The sequence below is a fragment of the Marinobacter bohaiensis genome (genome assembly GCF_003258515.1).
Classification (GTDB): domain Bacteria; phylum Pseudomonadota; class Gammaproteobacteria; order Pseudomonadales; family Oleiphilaceae; genus Marinobacter_A; species Marinobacter_A bohaiensis.
The window spans coordinates 345479-362201 of record NZ_QGEH01000003.1 but is presented as its reverse complement, the minus strand read 5'-3'; the positions used below and the strand labels follow the sequence as shown (position 1 = coordinate 362201).

Below are 16723 nucleotides of genomic sequence, written 5' to 3'. Positions count from 1 at the left end.
TGGCGACTCATGTTACCCAGGGAAGGCTCAGAAAAAGTAACGCGCCCCCGCAGCCGCCGCGACACCGGCGGCAATGGCCGGCAATGGCTTGTGCAGGATCAGCATCATCGCCGCGGTCGTACCCAATGCCAGGCGTGCGCCCAGGTCGCCGGTGATGGCCATCGGCGTGAGTATGGCGATCAGCACCGAGCTGGCCATGGTGTTGATAAAACTCTCGATGCGCGGGTTGATGCGCACGTAGGACATGAGGAAAGGCCCGCCCCAGCGGGTGGCCAGGGTCACCAGCGCCATGACGGCGATGATGGCCAGTACGCCCAGTTCGGTGGTCTCAATGCTCATCGGACGTGCGCTCCAGCCAGAAGAAACCCACCACACCGCCGGCCAGCGCGCCCACCACCACGTGGGTGTGCGGCGGCAGCCACCAGTAGGCCGCCATCGCCGCGCCGGCCGCTACGGCCCAGGCCACCAGCACCCGCGGGTTCTTGCGGCCGCCCAGCGCCATGGCCAGCAGGAAACAGCCCAGCACCATGTCCAGACCCAGGCTCTTGGGATCCTGCAACAAGCCGCCAAAGTAGACGCCCAGCAACGTGCCGATCAGCCAGGCCACCCACAGCGCCGCACCGCCTCCGAGAATCACTTCCAGGTTGCGCCGGCCGTTCTGGTAGTCCTGGGCGGCGATCGCCCAGTTGGCGTCGGACAGCACCAGCAGGATGCCGTAGCGCTGGGGCGTGCGCATCTGGCGCAGCATGGGATAGAGCGAGGCGCCCATCAGGATATGGCGGGAGTTGATGGCGAACGTGATGGCCATCAACGGCAACAGGGCCACCTGGTCGCCCCAGAGTTCGAGCGCGGCAAACTGTGAGGCACCGGCGAACACCAGCACGCTCATCAGCGTGGCTTCCAGCGGCACGATGCCTTTCTGCACGGCCGCCAGGCCGAAGGCGGCGCCGAAGGCCACCACGAACAGGGAGATGGGCAACAGGCGCAGGAATTCGGACCGGACCTGGGCGGGCTGGAGCCGGTATGTCGTTTCAGCAGATGGGTTCATTTAGGCAAGCTAATTAAGTCACGGGCGCAAACGAATAGGTAGTTCCCGAAGCATCACCCGCAATCGGCCCCGGCGTTGGAGCGGATAATGCATCGGACCCACGGCAGGGCTTCCGGGTAATCCGTCGTGTCCAGCACAAACTCCTGTCCGCGCGCCACCGCCTGCAGAACGACACGGTGCGTCTCCCGCTGCCAGCGGTCCGCCCGGCTGTGGTAGGTCAGCGGCACCTTGCCGTCGCGCGGATGGAACCAGCGCGGCAGGGCCCAGATACCGGGGCGCGTCGCACGACGATCGGTGAGCTGAAGCGACGCCCGGTGACGCTCGAACCAGCCCGCGCCAGGCAACTTCTGCTCAGCCTCCCCCAGGTCGAGATGGTCCGCCGCCAGGTAGAGCGTGTTGCTGGCGTCCCCCTGCCAGCGGAAATGGGGATGGTAATCCGCCCAGGCGCGCACGGCTGGCGACGCTTCATCCACGGCGGCGATCTCGCCGATCTGCAACCAGCCCCAGATGACGTGGCGGGCCGGTTCGGCGGGGTCGAATCGCCAGCCGTCGTCGGTGACGAGCGCCGGACGGAACAGGCCGAAGAAAACGAACAGATCCCCCGGGGCAATGCCCTGGTTCTTCAGATGCCCCTGGGCGGCGCCGCTCTGGCCAAAGAGCCCACGCCAGCCGGGTTGGCGCGGCAGGGCCCGGGCATTGATGTCCGGGTCGATGTGGGCGCCGCTGCCGGCATTGAGCTTGTGGCGGGTCAACTGGGCGACCGGATCGCCCAGGCGGATGCCGTGATGGTCGATATCGCCGAACGTCACGCTGGAGCGGGTATCGGGAATCGGCAGCGACAGCAGTCGGCCATCCGGCAGGATCGGGCTGGGGCAGCCGCCGGAACTGGAATCGAACCCCTTGCGGCTGAAAATGATGCGGCGCGGTGTCATAACCAGCGTGGCACCCGGGCGAGGTATTCCTGGTAGGCGTCACCGTAAAGCCGGACCAGCGTGCGCTCTTCAGACCGGGCCTGACGCATCAGGACGACGACGCCGATCACCAGGCAGATCAGCGAGAAGACGCTGGGCAACGCCAGGAAGAAGCCCAACTGGCCCAGCATGATCGCCATGAACAGCGGGTTACGCGAGCGCCGGAACGGGCCGCTGGTGATCAGGTGGCCGTGGTGGGTTTCGTCAATGCCGGAACGCCAGTCCTGGTGCATGTAGGCCTGCACGTAATCCACCAACGAGAAGGACGCCAGCAGCAACAGCGCGCCGGTCAGCAGCACCGCCGGCTGATACAGCCACGATAGCACTCCCAGCCAGGGATCGATGTCGAAGACGATCCGGATCAGGCAAATTGCCAGGATGCTGGCGCGGAAGACATTAAACGTGTGGCGGTGCCACCAGGTGCCGCTGCCCCGTTTGCCATAGTGGATGTGGGAAAAGCGCATGCGCTCGAACAGGCCCAGGCTGCGGCTGGTGTAATGCAGGCCGATCATCAGGAAATAGATGCCGAGGAAATGCCTGACCAGCGGTTCAACTGATTCCATGCCTGTTCGAAGTCTCCGTTTTGCAAGCGGTCTGTTAAGGGGCAACAGAGCCTAACGGTTATTGCCGCATTGGGAAACCGCGACGCGGCTTCGCTTGATCGTCGACTGCCCTTAATGACATTCAGGCACGCCCCGGGTTTCGATAGAGTAAAAGACCACACCAATAATACCAGCAGGACCGTCCATGACCGTACAGCAGTGTCCCTCACCGGTCTCCGCTTTTGGCGACGATGCCCTGGGCGAACTCGACGCTACCGGTCTGGCCCGGTGCATCCACCGCGGCGAGATCAGCGCCCGGGAAGCGGTCGCCGCCGCCATTGAACGGGCCGGGGCCGTCGAGCCCCTGTTGCACGCCATCGCCACAGCGGATTTCGGGCGCGCCCTGCAACAGGCATCACAGCCGGTACACGGCCGCTTTGCCGGCGTGCCGACGCTGATCAAGGACAACACCGATGTGGCCGGACTGCCCACCGGACACGGCTCCCGCGCCGTTTCCCCCCGGCCGGCCCGTCACAACCACGCCTTCGCCCGCCAGTTACTGGCCCAGGGGATGGTCAACCTGGGCAAGAGCAGCCTGCCGGAGTTCGGTTTCAACGCCAGCACCGAACCGGTCCACGCCCCGGCGACCCGTAACCCCTGGAACCCCGCCTATTCCTGCGGCGCGTCCTCCGGTGGCGCGGCGGCGCTGGTGGCGGCTGGGGTGGTGCCCATCGCCCACGCCAACGACGGCGGCGGCTCGATCCGGATTCCGGCGGCCTGCTGCGGACTGGTCGGGCTCAAGCCCACGCGCGGGCGCCTGGTGGACGGCGTTCCGGCCAAGACTCTGCCGGTCAACCTGATCGGCGAAGGTGTGGTCACCCGCAGCGTACGGGATACGGCCGGTTTCCTGGCCGAGGCGGAACGCTACTTCGCCAACCCACGCCTGCCGGCGGTGGGCGAGGTGCTGGGTCCGGGTCGACGGCGTCTGACCATCGGACTGGTGCTGGATTCCGTGACCGGCCACCCGACCGATGCGGTCACCCGCGAGGCCGTGGAGCAGGTGGCGCAGCAACTGGAGGCGTCGGGTCATCGCATCCAGCCGATGAGCGTGCCGGTGCCCCCGAGCTTTGCCGAGGATTTCGCCCATTATTGGGCGTTCCTGGCGTTCATGGTGGCGCGCGCTGGCAAAGGTCTGCTGGGACCCGGCTTTGATCCAGCGCAGGTCGACAACCTCACGCGCGGTCTGTCCCGACGCTTTACCCGCAGTGCCCATCGGTTACCCGGCACCCTGTGGCGACTCCGGCGTAGTGAAACGGAATACCGGGAAGGTCTGCAGCGGCTCGGTGTCGACGCGGTGCTGTCGCCGACCCTGGGGCACACCACACCGCGCCTGGGTTACCTGAGCCCAGAGCAGGATTTCGATACCCTGTTCGAACGCCTGCGGCACTACGTCAGCTTCACGCCCCTGGCCAACGCCAGCGGTGCTCCGGCCATCAGTCTGCCGGGTGGACTGGGCCCGGATCACCTGCCCATCGGCGTGCACCTGTCCGCCCGGCATGGCCGGGAACGGGACTTGCTGGAACTGGCCTTTGAGCTGGAAGCAGCCGGCGACTGGCCAGCGATCCAGCGACTGGCCGCGTCCAAATCGTAACCGCATCACACCGGCGCGGATCGGCAGCACTGCGACCGTCATCGCGTGCTAAGATCAACCCGTGCCTTTCAGGGCATGTCGTTGGCATCGGCCGGTTTTTACCGGCCTGCCAGTCCCGCTGTTGAACATAGGTTATCAAGGAATGAGACCCCGCCCCGCGTTGCCGTATGCCGGCCTGCCGATTGTTGTCCGCGTTCTGTTCTGTCTGCTGCTGATCACCGCCGTGCCGGCCTGGAGCGCCCAGGTCCCCACAGGCCCGACGCCGGACTGGGTGGAGCCCGTTGCCATTCCCGCCAGTGAACCGGACGGCGAGGCGGAATCCGGGAGCACGGACGTGCTGCTGTTCGATGAGCAGGTCAACCTGACCGGGGCCCAGCCGCAGCAGTTCACCCACATTGCCAACCACATCCGCAACGCCGAGGGCCTGCAGGACAACAGCTCCCTGTCGATGACCTACGATCCGGACTACGAGTCCATCGTCATCCATCGCATCCGCATCCACCGTCAGGGCCAGGTGCTCGACCGGCTGGCCGACGCCCGCTTCGAGGTGTACCAGCGCGAGTCGGACCTGGAACGGCAGATGTACAACGGCACCCTGACCGTGCATACCGTGCTGGACGACCTGCGGGTGGGCGATACCGTGGAGTACAGCTACTCGATCATCGGCGACAACCCGGTTTTCGGCGGCCATTTTTCCTCCTTCTACCCGCTGCAGTGGAGCGTGCCGCTGGCGCGCCAGTCGCTTCGCATCCTGACGCCAGCCGACGCCCCACTGACCCTCGAAGCCCGGCCGAAGCGCGCAGTGCTGGACGAACAGCGCCAGGGCGGAACCATCGAGTACCACTACCAACAGGACAACGTGCCGGCGCGCACCAGCGACAGCGAGGCGCCCGCCTGGTATTCGTCACGGACTGTACTGACCCTGAGCCAGTTCGCCGACTGGCCGGCCGTGCACGCCTGGGCCACCGACCTGTTCCGGACGCCCGACGATCCCGGCGCCGCGGTAGAGGCCCTGGCGGAGCGGATCCGCGACGCGCACGCCTCCGATGAAGCCCGACTGGAGGCGGCCCTCGCTTTTGTACAGCAGGAGATCCGCTACGTCGGTATCGAACTGGGCGAAGGCTCGCACCGCCCCACATCACCGGCGGTCACGCTCCAGCGCCGCTTTGGCGACTGCAAGGACAAGACGGTTCTGCTCAACACCCTTCTGCGTCTGCTGGGGATCAAGGCCAACGCGGTCCTGGTGGACACCGGCCTGCGGCAAACCGTTGCGGACGAGCCGCCCACGCCGCTGGTGTTCGACCACGTCATCACCCGGGCGCAGCTGGGCGACCAGGTCTTCTGGCTGGACGGCACCCACACCCACCAGCGCGGTGCCCTGCCCTATCGCACACCGGCGCACTACGGCGCCGGCCTGATCCTGGGAGACGGCCCGGGGCGGCCCCAGGTGATCGAACCGGAAATTCCGCCCACGGCCATGCCGCGCCAGCACGTCACCCAGCACCTGGTGCTCCCGGAAGACGCCGATGCCCCGGCGGAACTGACCATCGTTACGGAAATGGGCGGCAGTGAAGCGAGCTACATGCGCGGACGGGTGGCCCGCTCCGGCAAGCAGTTCCACGAGGATTACCTGAACTACTACGCCAACCTCTATCCGGGTCTGGAGCGCATCGCGCCCACCACCTTCCGCGACGATCCCGAGCACAACCGGGTGGTGATCGAGGAGCATTATCGCGTCCCCAACATCTGGCAGGACGACGCCGAAGCCGGCAGCCGCACCGCCTGGCTGGACGGCGACCTGGTCAGCGACTTCCTCTACGCGCCGGAAGTGCAACGGCGCGAATCACCCTACGCGCTGTACCATCCGATCCAGCTGCAGCAGGCCCTGACCGTGGACCTGAACGGCGACTGGAACCTGTCGGAGGAGCACGAACAGGTTCGCAACGCCTTTTTCGATTTCCGACGCGACGTCACCTTTGTCGACGGGCACCTGACAGTCAGTCATCGGCTGGACTCCCACGCCGGATACGTGCCGGCGAACGACATGACCACCTACCTGGACGACCTCAAACGGGTCAACAGCCTGCGCTATTACGGCCTGGAGCAGATGGACGAGGCACCCCCGTCGTCGATGGCCCCCTGGATCATCGGCGTATCGCTGGTGCTGCTGTTGATTGTGGCGGGCATCGTGGATTACGTGATCGACCGGGGCCGGGAAAAAGCCGTTCCGCAAGGCCGCTACTATCCGGTCTCAACCGCCAAGTTCGTGGCGCTGAACCTGCTCTCCCTGGGCTGCTACTCGATCTTCTGGGCCTACCGCAACTGGGCCTATATCCGGGAGCGGGACGGCCGCAGCCTGTGGGCCTGGGCGCGGGGATTCTTTCTCGGCTTCACCCTCTACGGGCTCTACGCCGACGCCCGCAAGGACCATGAAGAGCAGCCCGCCCTGACCCTGGGACGCGCCGCCATCGTGCTGCTGGCCCTGGGCTATTTCATCTTCAACGCCCTGCTGGCCCGGGACAACATCCTGGTTTCCTACGCCGGGCTGACCCTGTCGATCCTGTGCCTGCTGCCGTTGCAGCGCCACTTCAACCGGATTGAGGGCGATACCGAGCGGTTCCGCTTCAATTCCCGCTGGCGCCCGCGCCACGGCATCCTGGCGCTGTTCTTCATAGCCCTGTTCAGTTACGACGTCGGCACCGCCACGTACCTGCTCCCGCCCAATCACGTGATGGCCGGCAGCGACCTGCCCGCGAAGACGCGCCTGTTCCTGGACCGCCACAAGCTCCTGGCGCCGGACGAGACGCTGCTGCAGTTCTATTCCCAGGGGGTGTTCGACTACACCGAGGACGGCAACGGCCTGACCGACCGGGGCGTGTTCTCCTACTGGTCGGACACGAACGCGCGCTTTCACATGGAGACCGCCCGCTACAGTGATATCGCGGACCTGCGGGTCACACCCGGCGACTTCACCAACCCCACCGCGATCCAGGTGATCCGCAACGATGGCAGCTACTTCATGCTGTTGCTGAGCACCGAAAAGGCCGGCGACCGGCGTTTCTCCAAGGCCCTCCGGGCCCGCTGGAACGGTTTGCAGCAAACCGCCATGTGAGGTGCGTGGTCACAGGCTATGAACCGGCGTGCTGAAGCGCGAGTCGCAGACGGTCACCCGGTTCCGGCCCCGGCCCTTGGCGTCGTAGAGCGCCTCATCGGCGGCGTGGAAGATAAGTTTAGTGGCCTCGACGTGCTCCGGCACCACACAGCACAGCCCGATGCTAACCGTCACGTTGAGTACTTCATTGGAAATGCGGAAATCAGTGCCGGCGATCGCTTCGCGGATGCGCTCCGCCACCTGCTCGGCACCGTTGGCGGGGGTTTCCGGCAACAGGACCACGAACTCCTCACCGCCGTAGCGGGCGGCCAGATCCTCCGGCCGGGTCACGAACCGGCGGATGCACTGGGCCACCATCTGCAGGCAATCGTCTCCCACCAGGTGGCCGTACCGGTCGTTGAAGCGTTTGAAGTGGTCGATGTCGATCACCAGCAACGCCAGCGGCTGGCCGAATCGATACGCCCGCACGCAGGCGGAACGGAAGCTGCGATCGAAGAAGCCCCGGTTCTTGAGACCGGTCAGGTTGTCGGTCTCGCTCAGTTCCTGCAAACGGCGGTTCAGGTCTTCCAGATCCTGGGTGCGCTCCTGCACCCGCTGCTCCAGCAGGGCGTTGGCCTCCTGCTGCACCGCCAGGCTCTTCTCCTGGGCCAGACGCACCTTGCGCTCCTCATGGTAAAGCCGCTCCTGGGCGTCGAAGGCGCGCTTCTTTTCCTTGTTGATCCGGTCCGCCAGGGCAATCGACAGCAGGATGACACCCAGCCCCGAGCCCACCTGGGTGGCGTTCTCTGTGAACACGTTCTGTGGCAGCAGGGTGAACTTGTTGAGCGCCAGCACTACGCCTCCAAACAGCATGAAGAACCAGGCGATGCCGAAATAACGGGCGGCGGGGTCCTTTTCATACCAACGGATGCTGCCCAGCAGCACCATCCCCGCGCAGCCGGACGCGGCCAGTACGATGGACGGCAGGATCATCAGCCTGTAAGGGACGGCCAGCGACACCAGTGCGAACACGCCGGAGGCAATGACGACGGTCACCGTGGTCCAGGCCAGTTTCGGATGGGTGTGCGGCAGCACGGTCAGGAAGCGCATGGCGAAGATTCCGCCGAAGAACACCGTCAGGTTGAGGAAGAACAGGATGGCGTGATCGTTCCACCAGGTGGACTCTGGCCACAGGTACTGGAAGGCCATGCCGTGCAGGCTGGCCAGGAACAGCGGCATGGCGCTGATGTAGCCGACGTAGTAGAGGAAACTGCGTTCGCGGACCACCACGAAGACGAACAGGTTGTACAGGATCATCACCAGCACGACGCCGTAATAGAGGCCTTCCAGCAGCAGGTGCGGCTGCTCGGCGACAAAGAACGCGTCCCGTGACCAGAGCGTCATGGGCAACTGCACCGAACTGGCGGTCTCCACCCTCAGGTACAGGCGGGTTTCGCTCTGGGGCGGCAGGTCGAGGGGCACCAGGAAGTTGCGGTGGCGAATCGGGCGGGCATTGAACGGCTGCTTGTCGCCCAGCGTCCAGGACTGCCCCACGGCGCCGTCATCAATCCGGTAGATCTCCACCGAATCCAGCACCGGATAGGCAATTTCAAGGATCTTGTGCAACTCGACCAGCTGCGGGTTCTCCAGGGTCAGACGAAACCAGTAGGCGTGATCACGATACCCCAGGTTGACGTCGTCTTCGGTATTGGCGGCCCAGTCGCGGTCCGGCAGCGTCATGATCGCTTGCAGGCTGCGTTCCTCATCGCCCTCCGCCAGGTACGATACGTGCGGGGACAATCCGATCTGGTCACCAAATGGCGTCAACACCAGCGGGTCGGCCCGCAGCATGGAGGCCGGGCCGGTCAGACCGGAGAGGAAGACAATGAACAGGAGCCAACGGAGCATAGGCGACTGACCGTTCTGATTGTTGTGGTGGTGCCGTTTGTTTTGGTTGTGCAATCAGTATGTAACAGCCGCTTCGTCTTTTCGGATTACTTTTGTAATAAACTGTTCCAGCGGACAACAGGAACGTCAAACGAACGCAAAATCGGGTCTTCCCGGACCCGGAAGCTTACGCCCGCTCGCCCTGAAGCGTCGCCACAACCCGCCGTGCACCGCCGCTGTCGCGATGTTCGCACAGGTAGATCCCCTGCCAGGTTCCCAACGCCAGGCGACCATCACCCACCGGCAATGAAAGCGTGGGCCCGATCAGCACGCTCTTGATGTGCGCCGGCATGTCATCCGGCCCTTCCATCACGTGCTCATAGTGCGGCGCGTTCTCCGGCACCATGACATTGAAATGGCGTTCGAGGTCGCCTCGCACATCGGGATCGGCATTCTCGTTGAGCGCCAGGGACGCAGAGGTATGCTGAATAAACAGGTGCAGCAGGCCAACCCGGTAATCGGCCAGTTCGGGGATCTGTTCGAGGATGTCCCGCGTAATCAGGTGGAAGCCCCGGGGCCGGGGATTCAGTGTGATGGTGTGTTGCTGCCAGCTCATGGAATCCTCCTGCGGATCGGATGACGGGTGACAAAGGCGTCGACACATCGGCCCGGGCCCGCGTTGGACAGACCCGGGGCACGTTGCCATTATAGGGAAGACGATTGCGCAAGTTCCGAACCGTTGTCCGGTGTCAAACCGACAGAATTCGGTTTCGCCCAGGCGCTTTGGCCGATGGTGTCCGCCTCATGTCGCAAAACAAGACGTTCATAGACTTTCACGAAGCCCTGCTGAGGCTGAGTCATCGATCCGACTTTATCAATGACAACCGCAGCAGGAAACTGGCCGCCCTGAGCGAGCTGGCGGGGCAGCTCCTGCAGGTGGAGCGGGTGAGCTTCTGGAAGATGAACCCGGAAGACAACCGCATCGATAGCGAGGTGCTGTTCCGCCTGGGCCAGGGGCACGATTACCACCCGATCGTGCTGACGGCAGACGACAACCACGGCTATTTCCAGGCCCTGCGCACCGCCCGGGTGATCGACGCCGGCAATGCCCGCGACGACCATCGTACCCGCGACTTCAACGAAAAATACTTCAAACCGCTGGGCATTCACTCACTGCTGGACGCGCCCATTTTCGACGGCGGCCGGCTCAGCGGGGTCATCTGCCTGGAGGCGGAAACACCCCGCACCTGGACCCTGCCGGAGATCTCCTTCGCCACCGCCATCGCCGACACGGTCAGCCTGATCAACACCCACGAGGCCTGGATCCGTTCGCAGAAGCAGCTGGACTACGTCACCCACTACGACAGCCTGACCGGACTGCCCAACCTGCAATCCTGCCGGGAACGCATCCACACCCTGATTCAGAAGATGAGCCGGCGTCAGGATGAGGGCTTTACACTGCTGTGGATCGACCTGGACCGGCTGAAAGCCATCAACGACGGCATGGGCGCGGCGGGCGGCAACCGGGTCATCGCCGAAATCGCCAACCGGCTGCGCAACCTGTACCTGGAAGGCCGGGACAAGCTCGCCCGCATCGGCGGCGACGAGTTCGCCATGTTGATCCGTCACCAGAGCAGCGCCGACCTCAAACTGGATCACCTGGTACAGCAGATCCAGCACGCCGTCAGCGACCCGATCGTTATCGACGACCGCACCCTGCGAATGACCGCCAGCATTGGCGTGTGCCAATACCCCAAGGACGGCCTGGATACCGAGGCCCTGCTGCGCTCCGGCGAGGCGGCCATGTACCATGCCAAGGAAAGCGGACGGGCGCGGATGCAGGCGTTTCACTCCGACTTCCACTCCACCGCCCGCTCCCGCTTTGCCCTGGAGAGCGAGCTGCGTCAGGCCATCAGCCAGCACACGCTGGACGTGTTCTATCAGCCCATCATCGAGGCCGGCAGTCAGGCCATGGTGGCCACCGAAGCGCTGGTGCGCTGGAACCATCCCCAGCACGGCTGGATGTCGCCCATCGAGTTCCTCGACGTCGCACGCAATGCCGGCCTGATGCAGGAGCTGGGCGAGTCGGTGCTGCGCCGGGTATGTCTGGACCATCAGGAAGCGGCCCGGCGCGGTCACGATCTTCCCACCACCGCCATCAACCTGGCGGCGGAACAGATCATGGACGACCGCCTGCCCCGTGTCGTCGCCGGGATGCTCGACGAATACGGCATCAACGGCCATCAACTGCAGTTCGAAGTCACCGAGGACGCCATCAAGGGCGACTCCAAGAGTATGCAGGGCACCCTTAACGAGCTGGTGGCACTGGGTTGCAACCTGTCCATCGACGACTTCGGCACGGGCTATTCCTCCCTGTCGCGGCTCAAGCACCTGCCGTTCTCGCGACTCAAGATCGACCGTTCCTTTATCCGCGACATTCCCGACGATGCCGACGATTGCGCCATCACCCTGTCGATCCTGGGCCTGGCCCGCGGGCTGGGCATGCAGGTGGTGGGCGAAGGCGTCGAGACAGAAGAGCAGCGCCAGTGGCTGACCGTGCAGGGCTGCAACCTGCTGCAGGGGTACCTGTTCAGCAAGCCGGTGCCGATCGAGGCCCTGCTCGAGTACAGTGACCGCCGGCTGCACTCGGCGCTGTGAGTTTTCTCCTTGCCAACATCGAACAGGCACATCATGTCCCTCGCCATGCAGACATTGCGGGGTCAGGCCCTGCTCAATCACCTGGATGCGCTGGCCGACCTGCGCATGACCGTGTTTCGCGACTTCCCTTACCTCTACGACGGCAGCGCGGCGTACGAACGCGACTATCTGCGTACCTATGCCCGCTCACCCGACGCCCTGTGCATCCTGGCCCGGGACGGTGACCGCATTGTCGGCGCCTCGACCGGCATTCCCATGCGGGACGAAGACGCCGCCTTCCGCCAACCGTTCGCCGAGGCCGGCTGGGATACGGATGCTATCTTCTACTATGGCGAGTCGGTACTGCTGGCGCCGTACCGGGGCCGGGGCATCGGCGTGGCGTTCTTTGACGAGCGCGAGCGCCATGCCCGGGAGGCGGGGTTCGACCACTCGGTTTTCTGCGCCGTCGTGCGGCCCGACGACCACCCGGCCCGGCCGGCGGATTACCAACCGCTGGACACTTTCTGGCGTCATCGTGGCTATCAGTCCATTCCCGGCCTTGAAACCCGCTACGCCTGGACGGATATAGGGGACAGCGGGCAAACCGACAAGCCCATGCAATTCTGGTTCAAGGCACTGTAAGTGTTCGTTCCAGAGTACCCATGACTCACTGCGAGCGCCGTTACCACCCTGCGGCACGCGCCCTTCCATCGGGAGATGAACATGAAAACCCTGCTGCTGAGCATCATCGCCGCCGCCTCGCTGGCGATCAGCCCTCTTACCCTGGCCCAGGACAAGGAGCCCCTGCGCGTGGGCATGTCCGGCCAGTATTTCCCGTTCACTTTCGTGGAGAAAGACAAGCTCCAGGGCTTTGAAGTGGACGTGATGAACGCCATCGGCCAGGAACTGGGCCGCGAGGTGGTTTACCGCACCGCCGCCTTCTCGGGCCTGTTCGGGATGCTGGAGTCCGGCCGCATCGATACCGTGGCGAACCAGATCACCATCACCGACGAGCGCCAGCAGAAGTATCTGTTCACCCAGCCGTACGTCTACGACGGCGCCCAGGTGGTGGTCAAGGAAGGCAACGACAGCATTCAGGGCGTGGAAGATCTCAAGGGCAAGACCGTGGCGGTGAACCTGGGGTCCAATTACGAGGACCTGCTGCGCGAACTGCCCTACGCCGACGAGATCGACATCCGCACCTACGACAGCAACCTGGAACAGGACACCGCCCTGGGCCGGGTGGACGCCTTCGTCATGGACCGGATCAGCGCCAGCCAGATCATCAAGGACAAGCCGCTGCCGCTGCAACTGGCCGGGCCGACCATCTCCAGCATTTCCAACGCCTACCCGTTCCGCGACACTGAAGAGGGCCGCGCCCTGCGTGACGAGGTGAACCAGGCCATCGAGACGCTGCGCGATAACGGCACCCTCAAAGCCATTTCCGAATCCTGGTTCGGGACGGACATCACCTCGCCCTGATCCGGGATCGCCTGAATGAACGTCCTCGACTTCAACTACATGCTGGAGCTGGTGCCCATCCTGCTCCGGTATCTGCCCCTCACGCTGCAGATGGCCACCGTCGGCATGGCGGTGGCGCTGCTGCTGTCCTGCCTGCTGGCGGTGATCCGGGTACTGCGGGTGCCGGTGCTCAACCGCATCACAATGCTGTTCATCTCCTTCTTTCGAGGCACGCCGCTGCTGGTTCAGCTGTTCCTGTTCTACTACGGCCTGCCGCAGCTGTTCAGCTCGCTGACCGCCATCGACGGCGTTACCGCCACCATTATGGGCCTGACCATGCACTTCTCGGCCTATATGGCGGAATCCATCCGCGCCGCCATCGTCAGCGTCGACCGCAGCCAGACGGAAGCCGGGCTGTCCATCGGCATGACCAACGCCCAGCTGATGCGCCGCATCATCCTGCCCCAGGCCACCCGTATCGCGGTGCCCACGCTGATGAACTACTTCATCGACATGATCAAGGCCTCGTCCCTGGCCTTCACCCTGGGGGTCACCGAGCTGATGGGCGCCACCCAGAAGGAAGCCGCCGGCAGCTTCCTCTACTTCGAGGCGTTCCTGGTGGTGGCGGTGATCTACTGGATCGTCGTCGAGCTGCTGGCGTGGCTGCAACGCTATCTGGAAAACCGACTCAACAGGGCCTACAGCCGATGATCAAGCTCAAGGGACTGCGTAAGCAGTACGGCAACCAGACGGTACTCGACGGCATCGACCTGGACATCGCCCAGGGCGAGATCGTGGTGGTGATCGGCCCGTCGGGCACCGGCAAATCCACGCTGCTGCGCTGCATCAATTTCCTGGAACAACCGTCGGCGGGGCAGATCAGCGTCGGCGACCTGACCGTGGACGCCTGCCAGGCGAGCAAAAGTGAGATTCTGGAACTGCGCCGGCGCACTGCGTTCGTGTTCCAGAACTACGCCCTGTTCGCCAACAAGAACGCCGAGGACAACATCGCCGAACGGCTGATCGTGGTGGATCGCTGGCCCAAGGCCAAGGCGCGCGACAAGGCCCGCCAGATCCTCAGCCGTATTGGTCTGGCGGAAAAGGCCCAGGCCTACCCGGCCTCGCTGTCCGGCGGCCAGCAGCAGCGCGTCGGCATCGGCCGCGCCATGGCCACCGGCGCCGAGGTGATCCTGTTCGACGAGCCGACCTCCTCGCTGGACCCGGAGTGGGTGGATGAAGTACTGGGGCTGATGAAGCAACTGGCCCAGGAGCGCCAGACCATGATCGTGGTCACCCACGAGATGGCCTTCGCCCGGGATGTGGCGGATCGGGTGATCTTCATCGACGGTGGGCGCATCGTCGAGCAGGGGCCGCCCTCGGAGCTGTTCTCCAACCCGCAGGACCCGCGCACCCGGGACTTCCTGCGCAAGGTGCTGGCGGACGCCCCGATTCAGGCCGGCTGACAGCGGGCGCTCACCCGGCGCAGGATCAGGGTACGGCTGACCGTCGTGTTCTGGTAGTACACCAGCGGCGTATCCGCTCCCACCGCGCCGTTGGCACTATTGGACATGGGCGTGTCCAGCACGCCGGCGGGATAGGACACGTCCACCGGCACCGCGTCGACGTAGCTGTCCCGCTGCACCGCCACCAGTCGCAGGGTATCCATGGAGCGCCCGGTATGGCTGGCACAGGCGGCCAGAGCCCTGGTTTCCAGTTCCGACCAGCGCCGTTCGGCCGCATCGGTATAGCTGACCTGCCAATGGTCGCCCGCGTCGGACACGATATAGCCACGAGCGCCATTGAACGGCTTCGGCCCCGTTGCCTGGCAGCCCGCCAGCAGAATCACGGCAACCAGCAGCAAGCGGCCGCCGCGTCGGGTGATTGCCCATCCGGCCATGATCCGATCCTGACTGTTCAACCCTGTCCTGAAAGCTTCGATCCGCGGCCAGCATCCGGGTTCCCCTCCCGGCTCCCCAAACGCCGATTTACCCCTTGAAGTAGACGATCTGGTGACTGGTGGCCAGCAGTTCGCCGTCCGCGCTCCACAGCTCGGCGCTCTGGTCGAAGTAGCTGCGGCTGTAGCGATTGGCGCGGGCCTGGCCCAGCAGCGAGCGATCGCCCTGGCGGGCCAGTGTTGCCGCATCGGCGTGGAAATAGGTCGTCAGCGACACGGTGCCGGCAGGCATGCGTTCCTGGCGGCGCACGAACACCCGCGGGAAGAAGCAGTCGCTGGCCGCCATCAGGGACAGGAAATCCAGTGGGCGGGCCGGATGATCGCGCACCCAGAGCCGCGTAACGGCGTTCTCCTGCGCCGGCGTCCGGCCGCTGGGATCGAAAGCACCATCCACGATGCGCAGTTCGTAGTTCTGGATCCAGCGCAGGTAACCGCGGGCGTCCAGGGGCTCGACCGACCCGGCGGGCGGCACCTCCGGCATGGACACGTCGGCGGACTCCCAGGAATCCCGCCGCACGCCGGTCAGCACCGTCGCGGTCACAGCGATCTGGTCGTCCTGGCTCAGTTCCAGGATCCAGTGCTGGGTCGAGCGGTTGGTGCGGGCTATGCGGGTCGATACGTCGAAATCCGCCTCGCCGATCGGACCGGCGAAGTTGACCGTCATGGCCACGGGGTCGCCCAGGCGCCCGGGATGCCGGAGCACGGCGTTCAGCAGCGTGGCGGCAATGATGCCGCCGTAGGGGCCGACCATATTGGCGTAGGCCGCCGGAAACCGGCCGCGCCAGGCATTGTCGCCATCGGCCTCCAGGGCAATGGACTGGTCGAAAGTGTGCAGGCTTGTGGATTGATTCACGATGACTCCTTGGGGGTTGAGTGTGCAGAGTCCGCCAGGGCTTCCTCCACCTGCCAGAGACGATCCTGGCCGAAATACATGGCGTCTCCCAGGAACAGCGTGGGCGCGCCAAAGACGCCGCGTTCCAGGGCCTGCGCCGTGATGTCCTTGAGCGCCTGCTTGATGTCAGGCTGCTCCACCTTTCCCAGAACCTCCTGCGGATCGAACCCGGCCCGGGCGAGGACATCGGCCACCACATCCGGTTCTCCCATATTCTGGCCGTCCACCCAAAGCGCCCGGAATACGGCGCCCAGGTAGTCCTGCAGACGTGGGCTGTCCAGGTACGCCACCGCGCCCCGCATCAGCATCAGCGTGTTGACCGGAAAATGCGGGTTGAACCGGAAATCCACACCATAGGCCTGGGCAAAGCGCTGCAGGTCCATGCTCATGTAGCGCCCCTTGGCCGGGATCACCGCCGGCGTCTGGTTACCGGTGGCCTGGAACACCGCGCCCAGCAGTATCGGCCGCCAGTTGATCCGCGCCCCATGGCGCGCCGCGAGATCGGGCAGTTGAGTCCAGGCCAGGTAGCTGGCCGGACTGCCCACGTCGAAATACACATCGATGGTCTGTTTCATGCTGGTCTTCCTGT

16 protein-coding genes are annotated in these 16723 nt (G+C 64.8%); 7 read left to right on the top strand and 9 right to left on the bottom strand.

All coding sequences use genetic code 11. The features are described 5' to 3' along the window. Positions 1-27 precede the first annotated feature (27 nt). Genes DKK67_RS16480 through DKK67_RS16465 form a run of 4 tightly spaced genes read right to left on the bottom strand, consistent with a single transcriptional unit; the run spans position 28 to position 2582 of the window. Positions 28-339: an AzlD family protein gene (locus tag DKK67_RS16480; RefSeq protein WP_111497594.1), complete on the bottom strand. Its 312-nt coding sequence runs from the start codon at positions 337-339 to the stop codon at positions 28-30. Further along, positions 329-1048 carry an AzlC family ABC transporter permease gene (locus tag DKK67_RS16475; RefSeq protein WP_111497593.1) on the bottom strand — a complete coding sequence of 240 codons (720 nt, stop codon included), beginning with the start codon at positions 1046-1048 and terminating at the stop codon, positions 329-331. The genes DKK67_RS16480 and DKK67_RS16475 overlap by 11 nt, the downstream gene beginning before the upstream one ends. 53 nt (positions 1049-1101) lie before the next feature. Further along, a complete protein-coding gene (locus DKK67_RS16470) occupies positions 1102-1980 on the bottom strand; it encodes an Nmad3 family putative nucleotide modification protein (RefSeq protein ID WP_111497592.1) in 879 nt (292 codons plus the stop codon). Then, positions 1977-2582 (bottom strand): methyltransferase family protein, encoded by a 606-nt coding sequence (locus tag DKK67_RS16465; RefSeq protein ID WP_111497591.1) that lies wholly within the window; start codon positions 2580-2582, stop codon positions 1977-1979. The genes DKK67_RS16470 and DKK67_RS16465 overlap by 4 nt, the downstream gene beginning before the upstream one ends. Before the next feature lie 184 nt (positions 2583-2766). Here DKK67_RS16465 and DKK67_RS16460 point away from each other — a divergent pair, with 184 nt between their 5' ends. Both DKK67_RS16460 and DKK67_RS16455 read left to right on the top strand, forming a co-directional pair. After that, positions 2767-4212 carry an amidase gene (locus DKK67_RS16460; RefSeq protein ID WP_111497590.1) on the top strand — a complete coding sequence of 482 codons (1446 nt, stop codon included), beginning with the start codon at positions 2767-2769 and terminating at the stop codon, positions 4210-4212. Positions 4213-4354: 142 nt separating this feature from the next. Continuing rightward, the gene (locus tag DKK67_RS16455; protein ID WP_111497589.1) at positions 4355-7324 is read left to right on the top strand and encodes a DUF3857 domain-containing protein; all 2970 of its coding nucleotides are present in this window, start codon (positions 4355-4357) and stop codon (positions 7322-7324) included. A gap of 9 nt (positions 7325-7333) precedes the next feature. Here the strand turns inward: DKK67_RS16455 and DKK67_RS16450 are convergent, their stop codons facing one another. Beyond that, a complete protein-coding gene (locus tag DKK67_RS16450; protein WP_111497588.1) occupies positions 7334-9211 on the bottom strand; it encodes a sensor domain-containing diguanylate cyclase in 1878 nt (625 codons plus the stop codon). Between the two features lie 166 nt (positions 9212-9377). Further along, on the bottom strand, positions 9378-9806 hold the full coding sequence (locus DKK67_RS16445; RefSeq protein ID WP_111497587.1) for a secondary thiamine-phosphate synthase enzyme YjbQ: 429 nt from the start codon (positions 9804-9806) through the stop codon (positions 9378-9380). A gap of 188 nt (positions 9807-9994) precedes the next feature. On the opposite strand from DKK67_RS16445, the gene DKK67_RS16440 reads away from it, so the two are divergent. From DKK67_RS16440 to DKK67_RS16420, 5 genes are all read left to right on the top strand, one after another. Further along, the gene (locus tag DKK67_RS16440) at positions 9995-11848 is read left to right on the top strand and encodes a putative bifunctional diguanylate cyclase/phosphodiesterase (RefSeq protein WP_111497586.1); all 1854 of its coding nucleotides are present in this window, start codon (positions 9995-9997) and stop codon (positions 11846-11848) included. Positions 11849-11881: 33 nt separating this feature from the next. Then, a complete protein-coding gene (locus tag DKK67_RS16435; protein ID WP_111497585.1) occupies positions 11882-12469 on the top strand; it encodes a GNAT family N-acetyltransferase in 588 nt (195 codons plus the stop codon). A gap of 81 nt (positions 12470-12550) precedes the next feature. Beyond that, complete coding sequence (locus DKK67_RS16430; protein ID WP_111497584.1) at positions 12551-13309, top strand: amino acid ABC transporter substrate-binding protein; 759 nt, start codon at positions 12551-12553, stop codon at positions 13307-13309. 15 nt (positions 13310-13324) lie between these two features. Then, positions 13325-13999 carry an amino acid ABC transporter permease gene (locus DKK67_RS16425; protein ID WP_111497583.1) on the top strand — a complete coding sequence of 225 codons (675 nt, stop codon included), beginning with the start codon at positions 13325-13327 and terminating at the stop codon, positions 13997-13999. After that, positions 13996-14751 (top strand): amino acid ABC transporter ATP-binding protein, encoded by a 756-nt coding sequence (locus DKK67_RS16420; RefSeq protein WP_111497582.1) that lies wholly within the window; start codon positions 13996-13998, stop codon positions 14749-14751. Before DKK67_RS16425 ends, DKK67_RS16420 begins: the two co-directional genes overlap by 4 nt. Here DKK67_RS16420 and DKK67_RS16415 read toward each other — a convergent pair. The 3 genes from DKK67_RS16415 to DKK67_RS16405 all read right to left on the bottom strand — a co-directional run bounded on the left by DKK67_RS16415 (position 14739) and on the right by DKK67_RS16405 (position 16709). Then, positions 14739-15185: a hypothetical protein gene (locus DKK67_RS16415; RefSeq protein ID WP_111497581.1), complete on the bottom strand. Its 447-nt coding sequence runs from the start codon at positions 15183-15185 to the stop codon at positions 14739-14741. The two genes, DKK67_RS16420 and DKK67_RS16415, sit on opposite strands and share 13 nt — an antisense overlap. A gap of 88 nt (positions 15186-15273) precedes the next feature. Beyond that, the gene (locus tag DKK67_RS16410) at positions 15274-16095 is read right to left on the bottom strand and encodes an acyl-CoA thioesterase (RefSeq protein WP_111497580.1); all 822 of its coding nucleotides are present in this window, start codon (positions 16093-16095) and stop codon (positions 15274-15276) included. Then, the gene (locus DKK67_RS16405) at positions 16092-16709 is read right to left on the bottom strand and encodes a 2-hydroxychromene-2-carboxylate isomerase (protein WP_111497579.1); all 618 of its coding nucleotides are present in this window, start codon (positions 16707-16709) and stop codon (positions 16092-16094) included. Before DKK67_RS16405 ends, DKK67_RS16410 begins: the two co-directional genes overlap by 4 nt. Between the last annotated feature and the right edge of the window lie 14 nt (positions 16710-16723).